The organism is Rhodoferax sp. P1_F3 (assembly GCF_056405715.1).
The window spans coordinates 81,154-97,579 of record NZ_JBFUBO010000012.1; the positions used below are offsets into that span (position 1 = coordinate 81,154).

15 protein-coding genes are annotated in these 16,426 nt (G+C 61.2%); 8 read left to right on the forward strand and 7 right to left on the reverse strand.

Annotation, left to right across the window (positions count from 1 at the left end; all coding sequences use genetic code 11):
• Nucleotides 1-99: 99 nt before the first annotated feature.
• Both AC1DZ5_RS18070 and AC1DZ5_RS18075 read left to right on the forward strand, forming a co-directional pair.
• A complete protein-coding gene (locus tag AC1DZ5_RS18070) occupies nucleotides 100-2,913 on the forward strand; it encodes a bifunctional diguanylate cyclase/phosphodiesterase (RefSeq protein ID WP_477891571.1) in 2,814 nt (937 codons plus the stop codon).
• Nucleotides 2,914-2,943: 30 nt separating this feature from the next.
• Nucleotides 2,944-3,378 carry a hypothetical protein gene (locus tag AC1DZ5_RS18075; RefSeq protein ID WP_477891573.1) on the forward strand — a complete coding sequence of 145 codons (435 nt, stop codon included), beginning with the start codon at nucleotides 2,944-2,946 and terminating at the stop codon, nucleotides 3,376-3,378.
• Between the two features lie 591 nt (nucleotides 3,379-3,969).
• Here the strand turns inward: AC1DZ5_RS18075 and AC1DZ5_RS18080 are convergent.
• Complete coding sequence (locus AC1DZ5_RS18080; RefSeq protein ID WP_477891575.1) at nucleotides 3,970-5,094, reverse strand: dipeptidase; 1,125 nt, start codon at nucleotides 5,092-5,094, stop codon at nucleotides 3,970-3,972.
• 700 nt (nucleotides 5,095-5,794) lie between these two features.
• Between AC1DZ5_RS18080 and AC1DZ5_RS18085 the strand changes: the two genes are divergently transcribed.
• From AC1DZ5_RS18085 to AC1DZ5_RS18095, 3 genes are read left to right on the forward strand one after another with little or no spacing between them, the layout of a single operon-like run.
• Nucleotides 5,795-6,385 (forward strand): GbsR/MarR family transcriptional regulator, encoded by a 591-nt coding sequence (locus tag AC1DZ5_RS18085; RefSeq protein ID WP_477891577.1) that lies wholly within the window; start codon nucleotides 5,795-5,797, stop codon nucleotides 6,383-6,385.
• Entirely contained in the window at nucleotides 6,372-7,706 is a 1,335-nt protein-coding gene (locus AC1DZ5_RS18090; protein ID WP_477891579.1) for a cytochrome ubiquinol oxidase subunit I, read from the forward strand. The genes AC1DZ5_RS18085 and AC1DZ5_RS18090 overlap by 14 nt, the downstream gene beginning before the upstream one ends.
• Complete coding sequence (locus tag AC1DZ5_RS18095; RefSeq protein WP_477891581.1) at nucleotides 7,699-8,745, forward strand: cytochrome d ubiquinol oxidase subunit II; 1,047 nt, start codon at nucleotides 7,699-7,701, stop codon at nucleotides 8,743-8,745. Before AC1DZ5_RS18090 ends, AC1DZ5_RS18095 begins: the two co-directional genes overlap by 8 nt.
• Before the next feature lie 22 nt (nucleotides 8,746-8,767).
• On the opposite strand, the gene AC1DZ5_RS18100 is transcribed toward AC1DZ5_RS18095, so the two are convergent.
• The 6 genes from AC1DZ5_RS18100 to mutL all read right to left on the reverse strand — a co-directional run bounded on the left by AC1DZ5_RS18100 (nucleotide 8,768) and on the right by mutL (nucleotide 14,254).
• Nucleotides 8,768-9,286: a tetratricopeptide repeat protein gene (locus AC1DZ5_RS18100; protein WP_477891583.1), complete on the reverse strand. Its 519-nt coding sequence runs from the start codon at nucleotides 9,284-9,286 to the stop codon at nucleotides 8,768-8,770.
• A 13-nt stretch (nucleotides 9,287-9,299) separates the two neighbouring features.
• On the reverse strand, nucleotides 9,300-10,028 hold the full coding sequence (locus AC1DZ5_RS18105) for a DNA alkylation repair protein (RefSeq protein WP_477891585.1): 729 nt from the start codon (nucleotides 10,026-10,028) through the stop codon (nucleotides 9,300-9,302).
• Between the two features lie 5 nt (nucleotides 10,029-10,033).
• Nucleotides 10,034-11,185: a YbdK family carboxylate-amine ligase gene (locus tag AC1DZ5_RS18110; RefSeq protein ID WP_477891587.1), complete on the reverse strand. Its 1,152-nt coding sequence runs from the start codon at nucleotides 11,183-11,185 to the stop codon at nucleotides 10,034-10,036.
• Nucleotides 11,186-11,209: 24 nt separating this feature from the next.
• Nucleotides 11,210-12,013, reverse strand: coding sequence for a gamma-glutamyl-gamma-aminobutyrate hydrolase family protein (locus tag AC1DZ5_RS18115; protein ID WP_477891589.1), 804 nt, complete (start codon nucleotides 12,011-12,013; stop codon nucleotides 11,210-11,212).
• A 59-nt stretch (nucleotides 12,014-12,072) separates the two neighbouring features.
• The gene (locus AC1DZ5_RS18120; protein ID WP_477891591.1) at nucleotides 12,073-12,198 is read right to left on the reverse strand and encodes a hypothetical protein; all 126 of its coding nucleotides are present in this window, start codon (nucleotides 12,196-12,198) and stop codon (nucleotides 12,073-12,075) included.
• A 73-nt stretch (nucleotides 12,199-12,271) separates the two neighbouring features.
• Nucleotides 12,272-14,254, reverse strand: a complete 1,983-nt coding sequence (gene mutL / locus AC1DZ5_RS18125) for a DNA mismatch repair endonuclease MutL (RefSeq protein ID WP_477891593.1) — start codon at nucleotides 14,252-14,254, stop codon at nucleotides 12,272-12,274.
• Nucleotides 14,255-14,326: 72 nt separating this feature from the next.
• Between mutL and AC1DZ5_RS18130 the strand changes: the two genes are divergently transcribed.
• From AC1DZ5_RS18130 to AC1DZ5_RS18140, 3 genes are all read left to right on the forward strand, one after another.
• A complete protein-coding gene (locus AC1DZ5_RS18130; protein WP_477891595.1) occupies nucleotides 14,327-15,127 on the forward strand; it encodes a sterol desaturase family protein in 801 nt (266 codons plus the stop codon).
• 90 nt (nucleotides 15,128-15,217) lie between these two features.
• Nucleotides 15,218-15,679, forward strand: coding sequence for a hypothetical protein (locus AC1DZ5_RS18135; RefSeq protein WP_477891597.1), 462 nt, complete (start codon nucleotides 15,218-15,220; stop codon nucleotides 15,677-15,679).
• Nucleotides 15,680-15,749: 70 nt separating this feature from the next.
• Nucleotides 15,750-16,394 (forward strand): VTT domain-containing protein, encoded by a 645-nt coding sequence (locus AC1DZ5_RS18140; protein WP_477891599.1) that lies wholly within the window; start codon nucleotides 15,750-15,752, stop codon nucleotides 16,392-16,394.
• The last annotated feature ends 32 nt before the right edge of the window (nucleotides 16,395-16,426 follow it).

The following is a 16,426-nucleotide window of genomic DNA, read 5'->3' on the forward strand; positions in this document are numbered from 1 at the left end:
CATGCAGGCTGGGCCACAAATTTCCAGCGATGTTGCGTCTCCGTCCGTTACAAATCGGTTACGGTGTCGGGGTTGCATATTTCGGGGAATTTGAGACATATGACCGGGTTGAAAGCTGTGCTTCCGTTGTGGCGCTCGGTTCGTACACGGGTCACCCTGTCCATGCTGGCCTGCTTTCTGGCAAGCCTGTGGGCGCTGTCCTTTTACGTGACGCAGGTGATGCGCGACAGCCTGCAAAAGCAGGCCATGGACCAGCAGTCGTCCATCGCGCGGCTGGTGGCCAATGAACTCAGCGATCACATCGAAGAACGCAAGCGCTCGCTGCAGCTGATAGCCAATGAACTGGAGACTGCCCCGTTGGACGGCACAAGTCTGCAGCGCTATCTGGAGCACCACCCGATATTGCAGGGCCAATTCAATGGAGGCACCTTCATCACCGATGCGCGGGGCATGACGTTGGCCTCTCTGCCCGAATCGGCGCAGCGCGTCGGGGTGTCGTACCAGGACCGCGAATATTTTCAGCACGCCTTGCGGTCTAGCCAGCCCGTGGTAGCGGAGCCCATCATTGGCCGACGGCTGAACACACCGGTGACTGCCGTGGCCGTGGCTATTCGCAACCCCAAGGGGGTGGCGCTGGGTGTGCTGGTGGGTGTGGTCAATCTGGGAGAGTCCGGCTTTCTGGACCAGATCATGAAGAACCACTACGGCGAGACGGGCGGCTACCTGCTGGTCTCGCGGCAGAGCCGCATGGTGGTGACGGCCACCGACAGAGCACGCGTCATGACGCCTGCGGCCATGCCGGGTGTGAGCCCCTTGATAGACCACTTCATCGCCGGTGGCGAGGGCGCGGGGCTGACGGTGAACGCACTGGGCCAGGAGGTGCTGGTGTCGGCCAAGGGCTTGAGCGCCGTGGACTGGTACGTGATAGTGAGCATGCCTGCGCAGGAGGCCTTTGCCTTGGTGAATGCGGTGCGGTGGCGCATGGGGCTGGCCACGCTGCTGCTGTCCGCTGTGGCGGGGCTGCTGACCTGGCACCTGTTGCGCCGCCAACTGGCGCCTCTGCTGATGGCCTCCAGCAGCCTGGCCCAGCAGCGGCATGCGGCTGGGCCCACACGCCCTTTGCCTGTGGAGTCAGACGATGAAATCGGTGACCTGATCCAGGGTTTCAACGCCTTGCTGGCCACCCTCAAGGAGCGCGAAACCGAGCTGCGCATAGCCGCAGCGGCCTTCGAGTCGCAAGAGGGCATTTTTGTGACCGATGCCCGCTGGGCCATCCTCAAGGTCAACCGCGCCTTCACCCAAATGACCGGCTACAGCCCCGCCGAAGCGCTGGGCCAGCTCCCGCAGACGCTGCTGGGCTCGAACCGGCAGGACGATGCTTTTTACGCCGCCATGACCACCAGCCTGGAGCGCGATGGCAGTTGGCAGGGCGAGGTGTGGGACCGCCGCAAGGACGGCGTGGTTTTTCCCATCTGGCTCATCCTCACGGCGCTGCACGATGACCAGGGCGCGGTCACCCATTACGTGGTGACCATGACGGACATCACCGAACGCAAGGCCGCCGAGGACGAGATCCGCAACCTGGCGTTTTACGACCCGCTGACCGGCCTGCCCAACCGGCGCCTGCTGATGGACCGCCTGGGTCGCGCGCTGACGCACAGCACGCGCCACAAGCGCAAGGGCGGGCTACTGTTTCTGGACCTGGACAACTTCAAGGACCTGAACGACACGCTGGGCCACGACAAGGGCGACGAGCTGCTCAAACAGGTGGCGCAGCGCCTGCTGACGTGTGTGCGTGAGGGCGACACCGTGGCCCGGCTGGGGGGCGATGAGTTTGTGGTCATGCTGGAGGAGTTGAGTGAGGACGACTATGTCGCCGTCACCCAGGCCGAGCAGGTGGCCGAAAAGGTGTTGGAGGTGCTGAACCAGCCCTACATGCTGACCGAGGCTGGCTACCGCAGCACACCCAGCATCGGCATCACCCTGTTTGGTGATAAGCAGGAGCCACTGGACGAACTGCTCAAACGTGCGGACCTGGCCATGTACCAGGCCAAGGCTGCCGGGCGCAACACACTGCGATTTTTTGATGCCCACATGCAAGCTGCGGTGTCGCACCGAGCCAACCTGGAGGCCGCCCTGCGCGAGGCCGTGGTGCAAGGGCAGTTTGTGCTGCACTACCAGGTGCAGGTGAATGCCCAGGCCCACGTCACGGGCGCGGAGGCACTGGTGCGGTGGTGCCATCCGCAGCGCGGCATGGTGTCGCCAGCCGAGTTCATTGCATTGGCGGAGGACACCGGCCTCATCGTGCCGCTGGGGCGGTGGGTTCTGGCGACCGCGTGCCTGCAAATTGCGGCCTGGGCCAACGACCCCCGCTTGCAGCAGCTCACGGTGTCGGTCAACGTGAGTGCCCGCCAGCTCATGCGGGCCGACTTTGTTGACATGGTGCAGGTGATCCTGGCATCGACCGGCGCCAACCCCAAGCGGCTGAAGCTGGAGCTGACCGAGAGCGTGCTGGTGTCTGACGTGGACAACACCATTGCCAAGATGCACGCGCTGCGCGCACGCGGCATCGGCTTCTCGATGGACGACTTTGGCACCGGCTATTCGTCGCTTTCGTTCCTGAAGCTGCTGCCGCTGGACCAACTCAAGATCGACCAGGGCTTTGTGCGCGACATATTGGTGGACAACAACGACGCCGCCATCGCCAAGATGGTCATCGCACTGGCTGACAGCCTGAACCTGAATGTGATCGCCGAAGGCGTGGAAACCGCAGCCCAGCGTGAGTTTTTGGCAGCCCAAGGCTGCTTTGCTTATCAGGGATATCTGTTTGGGCGGCCCATGGATGTAGCGGCGTTTGAGGCGTCGGTGTTGCACATCGGGCTTGAGAGTAGGCAGGCCCATGTGGTACCGTGAGATCGGTCCGCAACGTCACAAGGAGCCGCCATGCTAGATCTTGATGCACTCATCAACACGGGAGTCAGCGCCAGTGAAAAGATGAACAAGCTGTCACGAGAGTTCGAAGAATTTGCGGTGCGCGCGCACGAGGTGTTGACAGGCAAAGCCTTTCAGATTCGCGACATTGAAGTCAAGCTGGATTTGGAGCCAGGCCGATTCAGCGCACGACTTCGCCATGGTCCTGTCGTTCAATTTGTGCTGACGGTTGGTATCGATGCGCAAGGAGCGACCAGGGGCTATGTCAACGCCTATGTGAGGAACGAATTTTCAGTGGACCCCATCAAACATCTGGGGACGTTTTCTTTCAATGCCGATGGCGAGATGGAAGAGCGCGATAAGGAAGGCAACCTTCTGGAAATTGGCGGCGGTAGCCACGCAGCGGGACTGGTACTGCGCTACTTGATCGCAAGTCTCCAGCCTTAATACCTGACGATGAGTTGCCGCGCTGCTTGGGGTTACGCTCTCACGACTATTGCGCCCCATACTCTTTTCGAATTGATCTTGGATGCGCCATCTCGCAAGCAATTCAGTGCGGCGGTTGTTGACACCGAAGGCTGTCACGCACTTAGGCTGCGAGCAGGTGTTGATCGGTCGTATTTGCTTCAGCTCGGGGCCAGATGAAGTCATAGGCGAGTTACTCGTATACGGCAGCCGATCCAGTATTTGCCCGTCGACAAGGCTAGACCCTCTATCGCAACGATCAATGCTGGCAACTTTCGTCGTGTCGCCGGTGGGTTTTCCGCGCAATTGCGGCTACCCAAGTGACTGGATTGGAATCGGTGGCTGCTTTGAACAGGAATACGCAATTGGCTTCATGCGTGAAGCTGAAGCGGACTCTATCAGTTGGAGAGCTGTGCCGCAGGCACGGCTTTCTGTGTTACTGACTCTGTAGCATTGGTCACTTCCATCGGTGGATAGTTGTTTAGATCAATAGCTGGACTGCCGTGCGGTAATCCAGGCAGTGACTACAAGCTGTACGACATTTAGTCCCGCATCGCGACGAACATGGCGGCGTCAAGTCGTTGGCAGCGTTGCTTTTAACACCCTAGCGAAGTTCAGGCAGGAGACTTTTTCAATAGTGGCGGCATCCAGCTTTTGCATTTCAAGAAAATCTATGACTTTGCGAACATCCGCATAACTGCCCACAGACCAGTTGTCCCCAACACCGGCGATGTCCGTGCCAAGCGCGACACCGTCAGGACCAAGCAGATTGATGAGCTTCGCGAGTTCACGCCCATAGCCTTCGGCATCGCGACGCGACACATTCCAGCCCAGTCCCGGTCGATCCAGGCCAAGGCTCCACAGGCCTATGACTCCACCACTGTCTCGAATCTTCTTGGCTTGGACTACGGAAAGCCGTCTTTTGAGGAACCCGTAGCGATCCTGGTAGGAGCCTCCGTCCCCTTCCACCCAGCCATGGGACCAAACCATGGGCTTTTTGGCGACTTGCAGGGCTTGTGTGATAGCCATGTCACTGCAGTGCGCCAAATCGACCAGAATGCCCGTTTGCTCACAAGCCAGAATGAGGTCTCTCCCCATGGCGCTCAGCCCGCCGTGCACCGGAGCTTCTGTTGAATGGTCCCCCACTAAAGAACGGATGTAATGCACTAACTGAAGATGACGAAGTCCCATGTCAAAGGCTTTGCCAAGCCCTGCAACCTGCCCACCCAAAAAATCGGCACCTTCACTTGCAAACACAACCGAAGCTTGCCCGGCAAGTGCACGGTCCACATCCGCAACGTTCCTGACTATGCTGAGTTGGTTTCGTTGCGCGTAGGCAGCCATTTCACGAAATTGTTTCTCAAAGTAGGCCAGTAACTCGGCGGCCGTGGGAAAACCGCGCTGCTCTATGCCAGTTGGGGTTGCAACAATCCACGGACTATCGCTTGACAACGCCCACGAAACTAAGGTTGCACCGTTGATTCGCATTTCGGCCGCAAGGTCACCAGGAAACCTCTGTCGATCATGCAAGCCAAGGTGCGAATGCATGTCCGCAATGATCATTGGTTTAGTGAGAGTCTGACTCCAGCTTGTTTTGGGAGCGGCAGCGCATACCGCAGCGAAGCTCGCAGCCCCCATTAGAAGGCGACGTCGATTAAAAAGAGTGGATGGAATTTGATCATCGTATGCAAGCGTCATACTGCTCTCCTTCAGCGAAGTGGACTTGCCACTGGTTTTCGTCCCACTTTGGTTTTTAATTATGCGACCTCTAATTGTTGTCCCAGCGTTCCTCCAATTGCATGGTAACGATGAATCCCAACGTGGGTTGCAGTTGACTGTCGTTGTAGAACTTCAAGGGGGACGCCCGCAAACGGCAATTGTTCGGCGTGGAATTTGATGATGAAGCTGCAGTATTGATTGACTGCATTGACACTCCCCGGGGGAGCGATAGCCTGTCCATTGCCCTCTTTTATTTGCAGCCAATCGGCCCCAACAACTGGCTCTGCACTCTCGAATGTCTGCATTTAGACGTCGAATTTGACTTGAAGGATTTCTACTTTGGGTCGACTATCGCCTTCGGTGCCAATGCATCAGAAGACCACCGGCCACTCTGCTGTGCATGCACTCTGGTGGCTGCATCGCGCCCCTGGCTCAGGCCGCGGCCAATGGCCGGGATGTTGTCGGGGCTGGGGGCGATGACGACGAGCAGGTGGCTCGGGTCGCTTTGGATGCTACAGATTCAATAGCTGCTAGCGCATATTCCACGGGGGATAGAGGCCAATTCCATCCCCAAACTGCCCAATGAATACCCCTTGTGCCAAGTCAAGGTTAAACAGGCCTATTTCCGTTAATTCCTGATATTTCAGAAAATACTGAAAATTCAGGAAAGACCAGAGCCATGAACCTTCCTCCGCTCACGCAGCGCTTCGTGCTGCACTTTGGCGAAATGGGCAGCCGCTGGGGCATCAACCGCACGGTGGGCCAGATTTACGCGTTGCTCTATGTATCGGCCAAGCCGCTCAATGCGGACGAGATCGGGGAGGCGCTGGCGTTTTCCCGCTCCAACGTGAGCATGGGGCTGAAAGAATTGCAGTCGTGGAACCTGGTGCGGCTGATCCACCAGCCCAATGACCGGCGCGAGTACTTTCAGGCGCCCGAGGATGTGTGGGCCATCTTCCGCACGCTGGCGGCCGAGCGGCGCAAGCGCGAGATTGACCCGACGCTTTCGATGCTGCGCGACGCACTCATGGAGCAGCCCAGCGTGGCCGAAGATATCCACGCACAGGAACGCATGAAGCAGATGCATGCCTTCATTGAGCTGATGACCGACTGGCTGGACGATGTGCAGAAAATGGATTCTGAAACGCTGGTCAGCCTGATGCAGATGGGCGCCAAGGTGCAAAAACTGCTGGAGATGAAAGATCGGGTGAAGAGCGTGTTCACCCCCGCCAAGCCCAGCACCGAAGGAGCCGACCATGGACAGCTTTGACCCCGTCGTGCTGGCCCGCATCCAGTTTGCGGCCAACATGACCTTCCACATCCTGTTCCCCACTATCAGCATCGCGATGGGCTGGGTGCTGCTGTTCTTCAAGACGCGCTTCATCGCCACCGCGCAACAACACTGGATGGACGCCTACCAGTTCTGGGTCAAGGTGTTTGCGCTGACCTTTGCGCTGGGCGTGGTCAGCGGCATCACCATGAGTTTTCAGTTCGGAACCAACTGGCCGGGCTTCATGAACACCGTGGGCAACGTGGCCGGGCCGCTGCTGGCCTATGAGGTGCTGACGGCCTTCTTTTTAGAGGCCACCATGCTGGGCATCATGCTGTTTGGCCGCGGGCGCGTGAGCGAACGGGTGCACACCACGGCCACTTTTCTGGTGGCAGCGGGTACCACCCTGTCGGCCTTCTGGATTCTGGCACTCAACTCGTGGATGCACACGCCCACCGGCTTTGTGATGATTGACGGCAAGGCGCATGTGACGAGCTGGCTGGAGGTGATCTTCAATCCCTCGTTCCCCTACCGCCTGACGCACATGCTGATCGCATCGGGCCTCACCGTAGCGTTCTTGCTGGCGGGGCTGAGTGCCTACCGCTGGCTCAAGGGTGACAAGGGCAGGGCGGTACAGGCTTCGCTGCGCACGGGCCTGTTTGTAGCGGCTGCGCTGATCCCGCTGCAAATCTTGGTGGGCGACCAGCACGGCCTGAACACCTTGCACCACCAGCCCGCCAAGATTGCGGCGATGGAGGGCATTTGGGAAACACAAAAGGGCGCTCCCGCGGTGCTGTTTGCCATGCCAGACAAGGCCACGCAAACCAACAAGTACGAGATTGCCATCCCCAAGCTGGCCTCGCTGTACCTCACGCACGACTGGGATGGCGAGATCAAGGGTATCAAGGAATTTGGCGACCAGCACCCGCCCGTGGCACCCGTGTTCTGGGCGTTCCGCATCATGGTGGGCGTCGGGCTCTTGATGCTGGCAGTGAGCTGGCTGGGCAGCTGGCAAGTGCGCAAGGACGCGCTGCAACCCTGGCTGGCACGCGTGTTGGTGGCCATGACCTTTGCCGGCTGGGTGGCGCTGGTGGCGGGTTGGTATGTGACCGAAATTGGCCGCCAGCCGTGGCTGGTGCAGGGTGTGCTGACGGCAGCGCAGGCCGCGTCCAAAGTGCCCGCTCGCAACATCGCCTTTACGCTGGTGATGTACCTGAGCCTGTACGCCGTGCTGCTCACGTCCTATGTGAGTGTGCTGTTTTATCTGGCCCGCAAGGCCAGTAGCCCAGAACCCGTTTTGCCGGAGGTGGCCCATGCTTGATACGACCGCTTTGACCATGCCTGACCTGAGCCAGCCCGCAGGCTGGTTGCCCCTGGTGTTCGCGCTAGTGATGGCGCTGGCCATGCTGGCCTACGTCATTTTGGATGGCTACGACCTGGGCGTAGGCGTGCTGCTACGCCGGGCCGATGACGTGGAGCAGAAAGACACCATGATCGCCAGCATCGGCCCGTTTTGGGATGCGAACGAAACCTGGCTGGTGCTGGGCGTGGGTGTGTTGCTGGTGGCCTTCCCCATGGCGCATGGCGTCATCCTCGGGTCGCTGTATCTGCCCGTGGCGCTGATGCTGGTGGCGCTCACGCTGCGCGGTGTGGCGTTCGACTTTCGCGTGAAGGCGCGCGACAAGCACAAACCGCTGTGGGACCGCGCGTTCTATGTGGGCTCCATGCTGGCCGGCTGGTCGCAGGGCTTCATGCTCGGTGGCCTGGTCACCGGCTTTGCGACGGACTGGGGCAGCCAGTTGTTCAATGCGTTGATTGGCCTGTGCCTGGTGGCGGCTTACTGCCTGCTGGGCGCAGGATGGCTCATCATGAAGACGGAGGGCGCGCTGCAGCTCAAGGCCGTGCGCTGGGCGCAGGGCAGCCTGTGGCTCACCGCCGCTGGCGTGGCCGCCATTTCTTTGGCCACGCCCTGGGTCAGTCAGCGCATTTTTGACAAGTGGTTCAGCTTCCCCAATGTGGTGATGCTGTTGCCGATTCCTGCCATGACGGTGGCGCTGTTTGTGGTGATTGCGCGCAGCCTGAAGCGCCTGCCCACGCGCCTGGCGCAAAACAACCAGTACGGCGCAGCCGTGCCATTTGCCAGCACCGTGGGCATCTTTCTGCTGGCCTTCTACGGCCTGGCCTACAGCCTGTTCCCCTGGCTGGTGGTGGACAAGCTCACGGTCTGGCAAGCCGCTAGCGCACCCGAGGCGCTGCAGGTCATCTTCTATGGCGTGGTGGTGGTGTTGCCGGTCATCATTGGCTATACGGTGTATGCCTACCGCGTGTTCTGGGGCAAGAGCACGGCGCTGAAGTACTGAGCGGCCCGGCGGTGTAGCGGGCTCAGAGGCAGGGCCGCATGCTGCCCTGCGCGCAGGTCTGCGCGAGCGCTTTGGCCTGCTCAATCTGGGGCGCATTGAGTGTGCGCGCCACCGTTTGCGCATTGGTGCCAGCCACATCCACACCTTGGGTTTGCGCCAGCAAGAAGAGCGCGAGCGCTTTCACTTTGTCCTGGCGCAGTGCCTGCCCCCGCGCGTATTCGCCACCCAGGTTGGACAACGCTTCCCCATACCGGCCCTGTGCAGCACGCTGCAGCCATTGCAGGGCCAGTGGTCCATTGGGTGCCACAGCCTTGCCAGTGCGGTACAGCAGGCTGAGCTGGAACTGACTGGCCGCGTCGCCCTGGCTTGCAAGGGTCTGGAAGGCATTGAAGGCCGCGCTGTACTGGCCCGCTTGCAATGCTTGCTGGGCCTGGGTGTAGCTCAGGGTCTGGGCGTGGGCCGACATGCTGCAAAGGGCCAGTGTGGCGAGCAGAGCCGAGAGGCACAGCGTGAAGATGAGGGGCGGGTGGAGTCGGTGCATTGTTGTCGTCATGCTATGCGTGGAAGTAACCCTTCAACATCTGGCTTCTCTGCACCGGCGTGAACTTCTCGATGGCGTAGCGCAGCGTGGTGCGGGGCAGGGCGGCGTAGTGGGTTTGCAGAAACGCCAGCAGCCGTGCCTCGTCCCGCTTGCCTAGCTCGCGCAGCATCCATCCGCAGGCCTTGTGCATGAGGTCGTGCGGGTCGGTGAGCAGCTGGGCATAGAGCTTCAGCGCGTCGCCAAAGTCGCCCGCACGGATGAAGGCAAAGGTGCTGAGCACCGCCAAACGCCGCTCCCACAGCACGGGGGACTTTGCCCACTGCCAGAGGATGCTGCGGTCACGCTTGAGCAGATACGGGCCGGTGATGTATGGCCCTACGCCGTCCACCAAATTCCAGTTATTGATGCGGTGGCGGTGTTGCAGCACGGTGTTGTACACCGCAGTTTGCACCTCGGGCTTGCCTTTGGCAAAGCGGCGCGTCAGGATGTCCAACGCCAACAGCCGCGTTTCGTTGTAAGGGGACTGCAGCAGGGCCGCGCAGTCGTCCAGTGACAAGGTATTGAACTGGCGCGCCACTTCGCGCACCTGCGGCACGCGGATGCCGTAGAACCGGTCGCCCTCACCATACTCGCCGGGGCCAGTCTTGAAATAGGCGGCCGCCGTGCGGGCCTTGCCGGGGTCGGCCAGCGCACGCAGGGCGTCCTCGGCCAGCACGGCATTGGCGTCGGCCCCGGAGTCCATGGCCCCTAGCCTCGCATCGGGGCCAGCAAATGCTGACTCAGTGCTTTGGAGTTGTTCACCAGGCCATCGTCTTTGGACTGGACCTGATGGTCCACATTCAAAGTTTCTTCCCAGGTATTGCGCATGAGGGTGGCGTCCTGTTCGTTGTCGATGTGGGCGTGTAGGCGGCGGATGTGTTCTACATCGGCCTCGCACACGGGCGACTGTTCAATGCTCTGGATCAGGCTGGCACACCAGTCTCGTGCGGGTTTCCATTGCTGGGTGAAGGGATCGAACAACTCCGCGTCCAGTCCGTCGCGGCAGGCAAAAAAACGGCTCACGCGTTCGGCTGTCGGTGGCGATGGCGTGGTCGGCAGTGCCAGTTTGCCGTGGAGTATCAAGGCTGCGCAGGCGCGGGTGAATGCCGCCAGGCCCACCGCCTTGGCGACAGACAGCGGCGTGTCAAACACGCGCACTTCGATGGTGCCGAACTCTGGTTTGGGGCGCACATCCCAGTACACGTCCTTGAGGGAAGTGGCCAGTTGCGTGGAGAAAATATCTTGGGCATGGCACTCAAACTCTGTCCAGTTCTTAAATCTGGGCATGGGGCCACCATGGGGGTAGATCAGGGGTTCCAAAGGCCGGGAGGCGCAGAACCCCGTGTCCTCCAGTTGCAGATAGGGCGACGCAGCAGACATGGCGATGAACAGGGGAACCAGGGCCTGCAAGCCATTGCCCATGTGGATGGCGTCATCGGCACTGGCGGCGCCGATATGGACGTGCATACCGTAGGTGGAAAAGCGCTTTGGCAAATAGCCAAAGCGGCGACTCAGTTCGGCCGCACGGTCGGTGGGCGCGAGCACGCGCTCGTTCCAAAACTGCGTCAGTTGCGTTCCGCCGCCCCGGATCATCAGATTCATGGGCGCGGCCACATCGCACAGCACTTGCGTCAGGGCCATGGCTTCTGCCGCCATCTCGTCCGCATCTGTATGCACCGAGGTATTGAGTTCCATGGTGGACAGCGTGGCCTCCAGAGAGAAGCGCTCCGCATCCGTGCGCCGTTTGACGATCTCCCAGAACTCCAGGCTGGAGGGGGACAGCGTGCCTGTGGAGCCGTTGACAATTTGCAGCTCCAGTTCCATTCCGAAGGTGAGGGCTTGCGATTTTTTGAATTCCATCGGAACTCCTTTTTTATCAACTGACTAAATGTTTTGTTGAGCCCGAGCGAATGCGAGAAAGTCGCGCAGCAGCGGGGTGTCATCAAAGATAACCTGGCAGTTCTTCTGGCGAAACTCCGGGTGCCATTGCACCCCGGCAACAAAGCCTGGCCCGCGACGGCGAATGGCTTCGATCACGCCGTCATCCGGGCAGTGCGCCTCGACCACAAAATCCGGCGCCAAGTCCTTGATGGACTGGTGGTGGATGCTGTTGATCATCCCGTGCTGCAGACCGGGGTACAACGCAGCCATGTGCGTACCTGGCACAATTTCGATTGCGTGGACGTTGCGTTCATACATCTCGGAGCGGACATGCGGCAAGGCCTGCGGCATCTGCGTTCCAATGTCTTGCCACATGGTTCCGCCAAAAGCCACATTGAGCATTTGCAGACCGCGGCAAATGCCAAACACGGGCTTGCCCGCTTTGACAAAGGCCTCGATCAGGCTCTTCTCGTATGCATCACGCACCGGGTCGCCGGCCCATTCAGGGGCTATTGGCACTTCGCCGTAAGAGGCCGGAGCGACGTCGTTTCCGCCTTGCAGAACCAACCCGTCCAATGCTTGCGCGTAGTGGCCCAGGTTCAGTTCTTCGGTCTGCACCACGCTTTGCGCATCCACCGCAGGAACCATCACGGGCAGCGCGCCGCCGCGCATGAGCCACTGGGCCACGGACTGCTCCAGGAAGTGCAGTGTTTTGGTCCACACACCGCCCAGGTCCAGCACTGGGCCGGACGGGTAATAGATGCGCGCCGAAACACCTATGAGTAATGCCGGTGATTGAAAAGGCATGGCACCACTATACGCAAGCCAATGAAAACCCGGCTCGGTGTAGGTTTGTCCGCCAATCGTCAGTTTCGGGTGGACGAGGCAATGGCTTTGTCCAGCTTGTCGTCCATCTCACCCAGATGCGCGCTGAGCGAGTGGGTCGCTTCCGACAAGGCACGCTGGTTGGCTTCAGCGGCTTGGGCAGGCAAAGACGGCCAGTAAAACAGCAGCGCGCAAAGTCGTGGAAGGGCCTCCGGTTGTTTCGGCCCATTGTGGACTCGTCTATCGGCCGCGCAAAAACAGCGTGTCCAGCTCCTTGAGCGTGAGCTGGCGCCAGGTGGGGCGGCCGTGGTTGCATTGGTCGCTGCGTTCGGTGGCTTCCATGTCGCGCAGCAGCGCGTTCATTTCTTCGATGGTGAGTTTGCGGTTGGCGCGCACGGCACCGTGGCAGGCCATGGTGCCCAATATTTCGTTCTGCGCGCGCTGGATGACGGTGCTGGCGTCGTGTTGGGCCAGTTCGGCCAGCACGCTGCGCGCCAGCTCTACCGCATCACCTTGTGCCAGCGTGGTGGGCACGGCGCGCACGGCCAGGGTCTTGGGCGAGAAGGGGCTGATCTCCAGGCCCAGTGTGTTCAGCGTGGCCACATGCGCCTCTGCCGTGGCCACTTCGTCGGGCGTGGCGGCAAAGGTGGCCGGAATCAGCAGGGGCTGGCTGGCCAGTGGGTGTACGGTGCCGTCGGGTGCGGTGAGGCTGATTTGGGTTTTTAGCCGTTCGTAGACGATGCGTTCGTGCGCGGCGTGCATGTCTACGATGACCAGGCCTTGGTTGTTTTCGGCGAGGATGTAGACGCCTTGCAGCTGGGCGATGGCGCGGCCTAGGGGCCAAGCTTCTTCTTCGCTCGCGGGGCGGCTGGACGGCAGCGTGCTCTGCTCCGTGTCCCCCGCCCGCTTTGCGGGCTCCTCCTTGACCTGCGCAGAGCCCACTGCCGCCCAGCCTTCTTGCGTCGGCGTTGTGCTGCGCTGCCAGAGGGCGCCTACGTCGCTTACGCGGTGGCCTATTAAGCCTGTATTTGCTTCAAATTTGATAGCTGGTTGCGCACTGTACATGGGGGCTACAGGCACTTTAGGTACATAAGTTCCGGGCTGGGCGAGTAGCGAGGGGGCTTGCGCCTGACCATCCACTGCACCTGCTGCTGCCGCGGCACGCGGTGCAGCCAAGGTGTCTTCCACGGCGTGGCGCACGGCTTGGTGCACTTCGCGGCTGTCGCGAAAGCGCACTTCGATCTTGGTGGGGTGCACGTTCACGTCCACGCGCGTCGGGTCCATGGCCACGTACAGCGCGTAGACCGGCTGGCGGTGGCCGTGCAGCACGTCTTCGTAGGCGCTGCGGGCGGCGTGGGTGAGCACCTTGTCGCGCACGAAGCGGCCGTTCACATAGCAAAACTGCTGGTCGGCACGCGAGCGGGCGGCGTCCGGCACTCCGGCACGGCCCCACACGCGCAGTGCAGGCTGGCCGTATTCGTTGGCCTGCTTGCTATGCCAGTCCACGCGCACGCTTTGCGCCAGAAACTCGGGGCCCAGCACGTCGCTCAGCCGTTGGTCCAGAGCGGCCAGCAGGTCGGCATGTTCACACTTTCGCCACTGTTCTACGAGTTTGCCTTCGTGCCAGATGGCAAAGCCCACGTCGGGCCGGGCCAATGCGTGGCGGCGCACGGCCTCGATGCAATGGGCTAGCTCGGTGGCGTCGGTCTTGAGGAATTTGCGGCGCGCTGGCGTGCTGTAGAACAGCTCTTTCACCTCGACCGTGGTGCCTTGGCTGCGCGCCACGGGTTTGAGTTCGCCGGTACGGCCGTCCAGCAGATACGCATCATTCAGGCCGCTAGCCCGCGACAAGATTGCGCAATCAGCTATGGAATTAATAGCGGCCAGCGCCTCGCCGCGAAAGCCCATGGTGGCCACGCTCTCCAGGTCATGCAGGCTGCCGATCTTGCTGGTGGCGTGGCGTTTGAAGGCAATGGGCAGCTCGTCGCGCAAGATGCCCTGGCCGTCGTCTTCCACGCTGATCAGGCGCACGCCACCGGCCAACAGCCGCAGCGTCACTTGTGTGGCACCGGCGTCCAGCGCGTTGTCCACCAGTTCGCGCACCACGCTGGCCGGTCGTTCCACCACCTCACCGGCCGCAATCTGGCTGATGAGTTCGTCGGGGAGTTCGCGGATGGGGCGGCGGGCCGCGGCTGCGATAGAAGAAGGTAACGAAGCGTTCACCGCCTCATTTTAGGGGGCGAAGTCGGGTAGCATGCGCCGGCCACAGCGTTGTGGCGACTTCAAAGGCGCGGCATGCTTCCTGATTTCAGCAACTGGCAGAACCCCGAGGCGCTGGCCTGGCTGGCCCATGTGTATAGCCAGGCCCTGATCCACGAAGGCACCTTCTACCTGACTGCCGTACTGGGCGTATGGTTATTGCTGCATGTGCTGCTGCGCAAGCGCCTGGCGCACCGCCTGATTGCCCAGTGGCCCGCGCAAAAGGACATCCGGCGCGAAATGCGCTATTCCATCTCCACGCTGCTGATTTTTTCCGCGCTGGCCATGGTCATCACCGCGGCGGTGGTAAGCAACCGGGTGACGGTGTATTTCCGGCCCACTGAATATGGCATCTGGTGGCTGGTGTTGAGCTTTCCAGCCATGCTGCTGTGGCACGACTTCTACTTCTATGTCACCCACCGGCTGCTGCACACGCGCTGGCTGTTCCGCCATGTGCATGGCCTGCACCACCGGTCACGCCACCCTTCGCCCTGGGCCGCCTATGCCTTTCACCCGCTGGAGGCACTGGTGAATGCGCTGGTCACGCCGCTGGCCCTGCTGGTGGTGCCGCTGCACGTGGGCGTGCTGCTGGCCTTTGCGGTGCACCAGATCACGCGCAACGCCCACGGCCACGCCGCGGTGGAGACCATGCCGCGCGGTTTCGCCACCCACTGGCTGGGCGGGCGTTTCACCACCACCACCCACCACCACCTGCACCACGAGACAGCCCACGGCAACTACGGCCTGTGGTTCACCTGGTGGGACCGTGTCTTCAAAACCGAAAACCCGCACTACCAGCAGCGCTTTGCGCAGGTTACGTCCCAGCCCAAGGGATAGAAAAACGGCGCTTTTCGGGCTTTATTTTGCGGCTGGGCGGCCGCAGCCCTGGCGACACTGTGGGGGAGCACATCCCTTGTGGGGCCCGCCATGCAAATCAACCGCCTGAACCTGATCTTTCCTCCCACCACACCCGGTGCCCCTGGCGCATCGGCGCAGCCTGACGCGCTGAAGCCCGAGGCGGGCAGCGCGCGCTCCGCAGGCCTGGCCGCACCGCCTGCCCGCAAGGCGGTGGCCGCGGTGGAGCCCAGCAACACCCCTGAAACCGCAGCACCCGCCGGCGTGACGCTGGAGCTGGGCAGCGCCCAGAAAGCAGCGGCCAGCGGCGTCTACACGCGCAGCGGCGTGGTCGCCGGCCGCGCCAGTGCCGCGGTGGACCAGACCCCGGCCGAGCAGTTTGTGGCCTCAGCGGTGAACACCCTGCGTGACTTTGATGCGAACAAGCTGGGCATGGGCGTCGCATCGACCTCGGGCGGCAGCGCCGAAGCGCTGCCCGCCAGCCGTTTTGGTGGCTTCAAGCAAGCGGTTGCCAAGCTCAACGTTTTCGCCTGAATCCGCGATAAGCCCCACGGTGGCTGGGGTGTCATGGCCATGCCGTGACGGACAGGGATAATCCACGTCCATGGAACTCATCGCCTCGCTTCTCGACTTCATCCTGCATGTAGACAAATACTTGGAAGTGTTTGTGCAGAGCTATGGCCTGTGGGTCTATGCGCTGCTGTTTGCCATCATCTTTGTTGAGACCGGCGTGGTCATCATGCCGTTTTTGCCGGGTGACTCGCTACTGTTCGTGGTGGGCGCCATGTGTGGCGTGGGGCTCATGGACTACACCACCTCGGTGGGGCTGCTATTGACGGCGGCAGTGCTAGGCAACCAGAGCAACTACGCCATTGGCCGTTATGTCGGCCCCAAGGTCTTTCAGTGGGAAGACTCGCGCTTCTTCAACAAGCAGGCCTTCAACCAGGCCCATGCGTTTTACGAAAAATATGGTGGCGTCACCATCATTGCCGCGCGCTTCATGCCGTTCCTGCGCACCTTCGCGCCCTTTGTGGCCGGTGTGGCGCAGATGACACGCTCCAAGTTCACTTTGTTTGATGTGGTGGGGGGGGCGCTGTGGGTGGGCGGCATTGTCACCATCGGTTACTTTTTCGGAAATTTCCCTTGGGTGAAAGCGCATCTGGACAAAATCATCTGGGCCATGATCCTGATCCCGGGCCTGATCATCTGTGCTGGTGCACTCAAGTCGCGCCTCAAGACCGCAAATTGAGCTTCTTTCTCATGGCATAGTAGAAGACAGGC

Excerpts from the sequence above, each read along its gene's own strand:
- AC1DZ5_RS18070 (WP_477891571.1), top strand. The coding sequence starts at position 100 with ATGACCGGGTTGAAAGCTGTGCTTCCGTTGTGGCGCTCGGTTCGTACA.
- AC1DZ5_RS18075 (WP_477891573.1), top strand. The coding sequence starts at position 2,944 with ATGCTAGATCTTGATGCACTCATCAACACGGGAGTCAGCGCCAGTGAA.
- AC1DZ5_RS18080 (WP_477891575.1), bottom strand. The coding sequence starts at position 5,094 with ATGACGCTTGCATACGATGATCAAATTCCATCCACTCTTTTTAATCGA.
- AC1DZ5_RS18085 (WP_477891577.1), top strand. The coding sequence starts at position 5,795 with ATGAACCTTCCTCCGCTCACGCAGCGCTTCGTGCTGCACTTTGGCGAA.
- AC1DZ5_RS18090 (WP_477891579.1), top strand. The coding sequence starts at position 6,372 with ATGGACAGCTTTGACCCCGTCGTGCTGGCCCGCATCCAGTTTGCGGCC.
- AC1DZ5_RS18095 (WP_477891581.1), top strand. The coding sequence starts at position 7,699 with ATGCTTGATACGACCGCTTTGACCATGCCTGACCTGAGCCAGCCCGCA.
- AC1DZ5_RS18100 (WP_477891583.1), bottom strand. The coding sequence starts at position 9,286 with ATGCACCGACTCCACCCGCCCCTCATCTTCACGCTGTGCCTCTCGGCT.
- AC1DZ5_RS18105 (WP_477891585.1), bottom strand. The coding sequence starts at position 10,028 with ATGGACTCCGGGGCCGACGCCAATGCCGTGCTGGCCGAGGACGCCCTG.
- AC1DZ5_RS18110 (WP_477891587.1), bottom strand. The coding sequence starts at position 11,185 with ATGGAATTCAAAAAATCGCAAGCCCTCACCTTCGGAATGGAACTGGAG.
- AC1DZ5_RS18115 (WP_477891589.1), bottom strand. The coding sequence starts at position 12,013 with ATGCCTTTTCAATCACCGGCATTACTCATAGGTGTTTCGGCGCGCATC.
- AC1DZ5_RS18130 (WP_477891595.1), top strand. The coding sequence starts at position 14,327 with ATGCTTCCTGATTTCAGCAACTGGCAGAACCCCGAGGCGCTGGCCTGG.
- AC1DZ5_RS18135 (WP_477891597.1), top strand. The coding sequence starts at position 15,218 with ATGCAAATCAACCGCCTGAACCTGATCTTTCCTCCCACCACACCCGGT.
- AC1DZ5_RS18140 (WP_477891599.1), top strand. The coding sequence starts at position 15,750 with ATGGAACTCATCGCCTCGCTTCTCGACTTCATCCTGCATGTAGACAAA.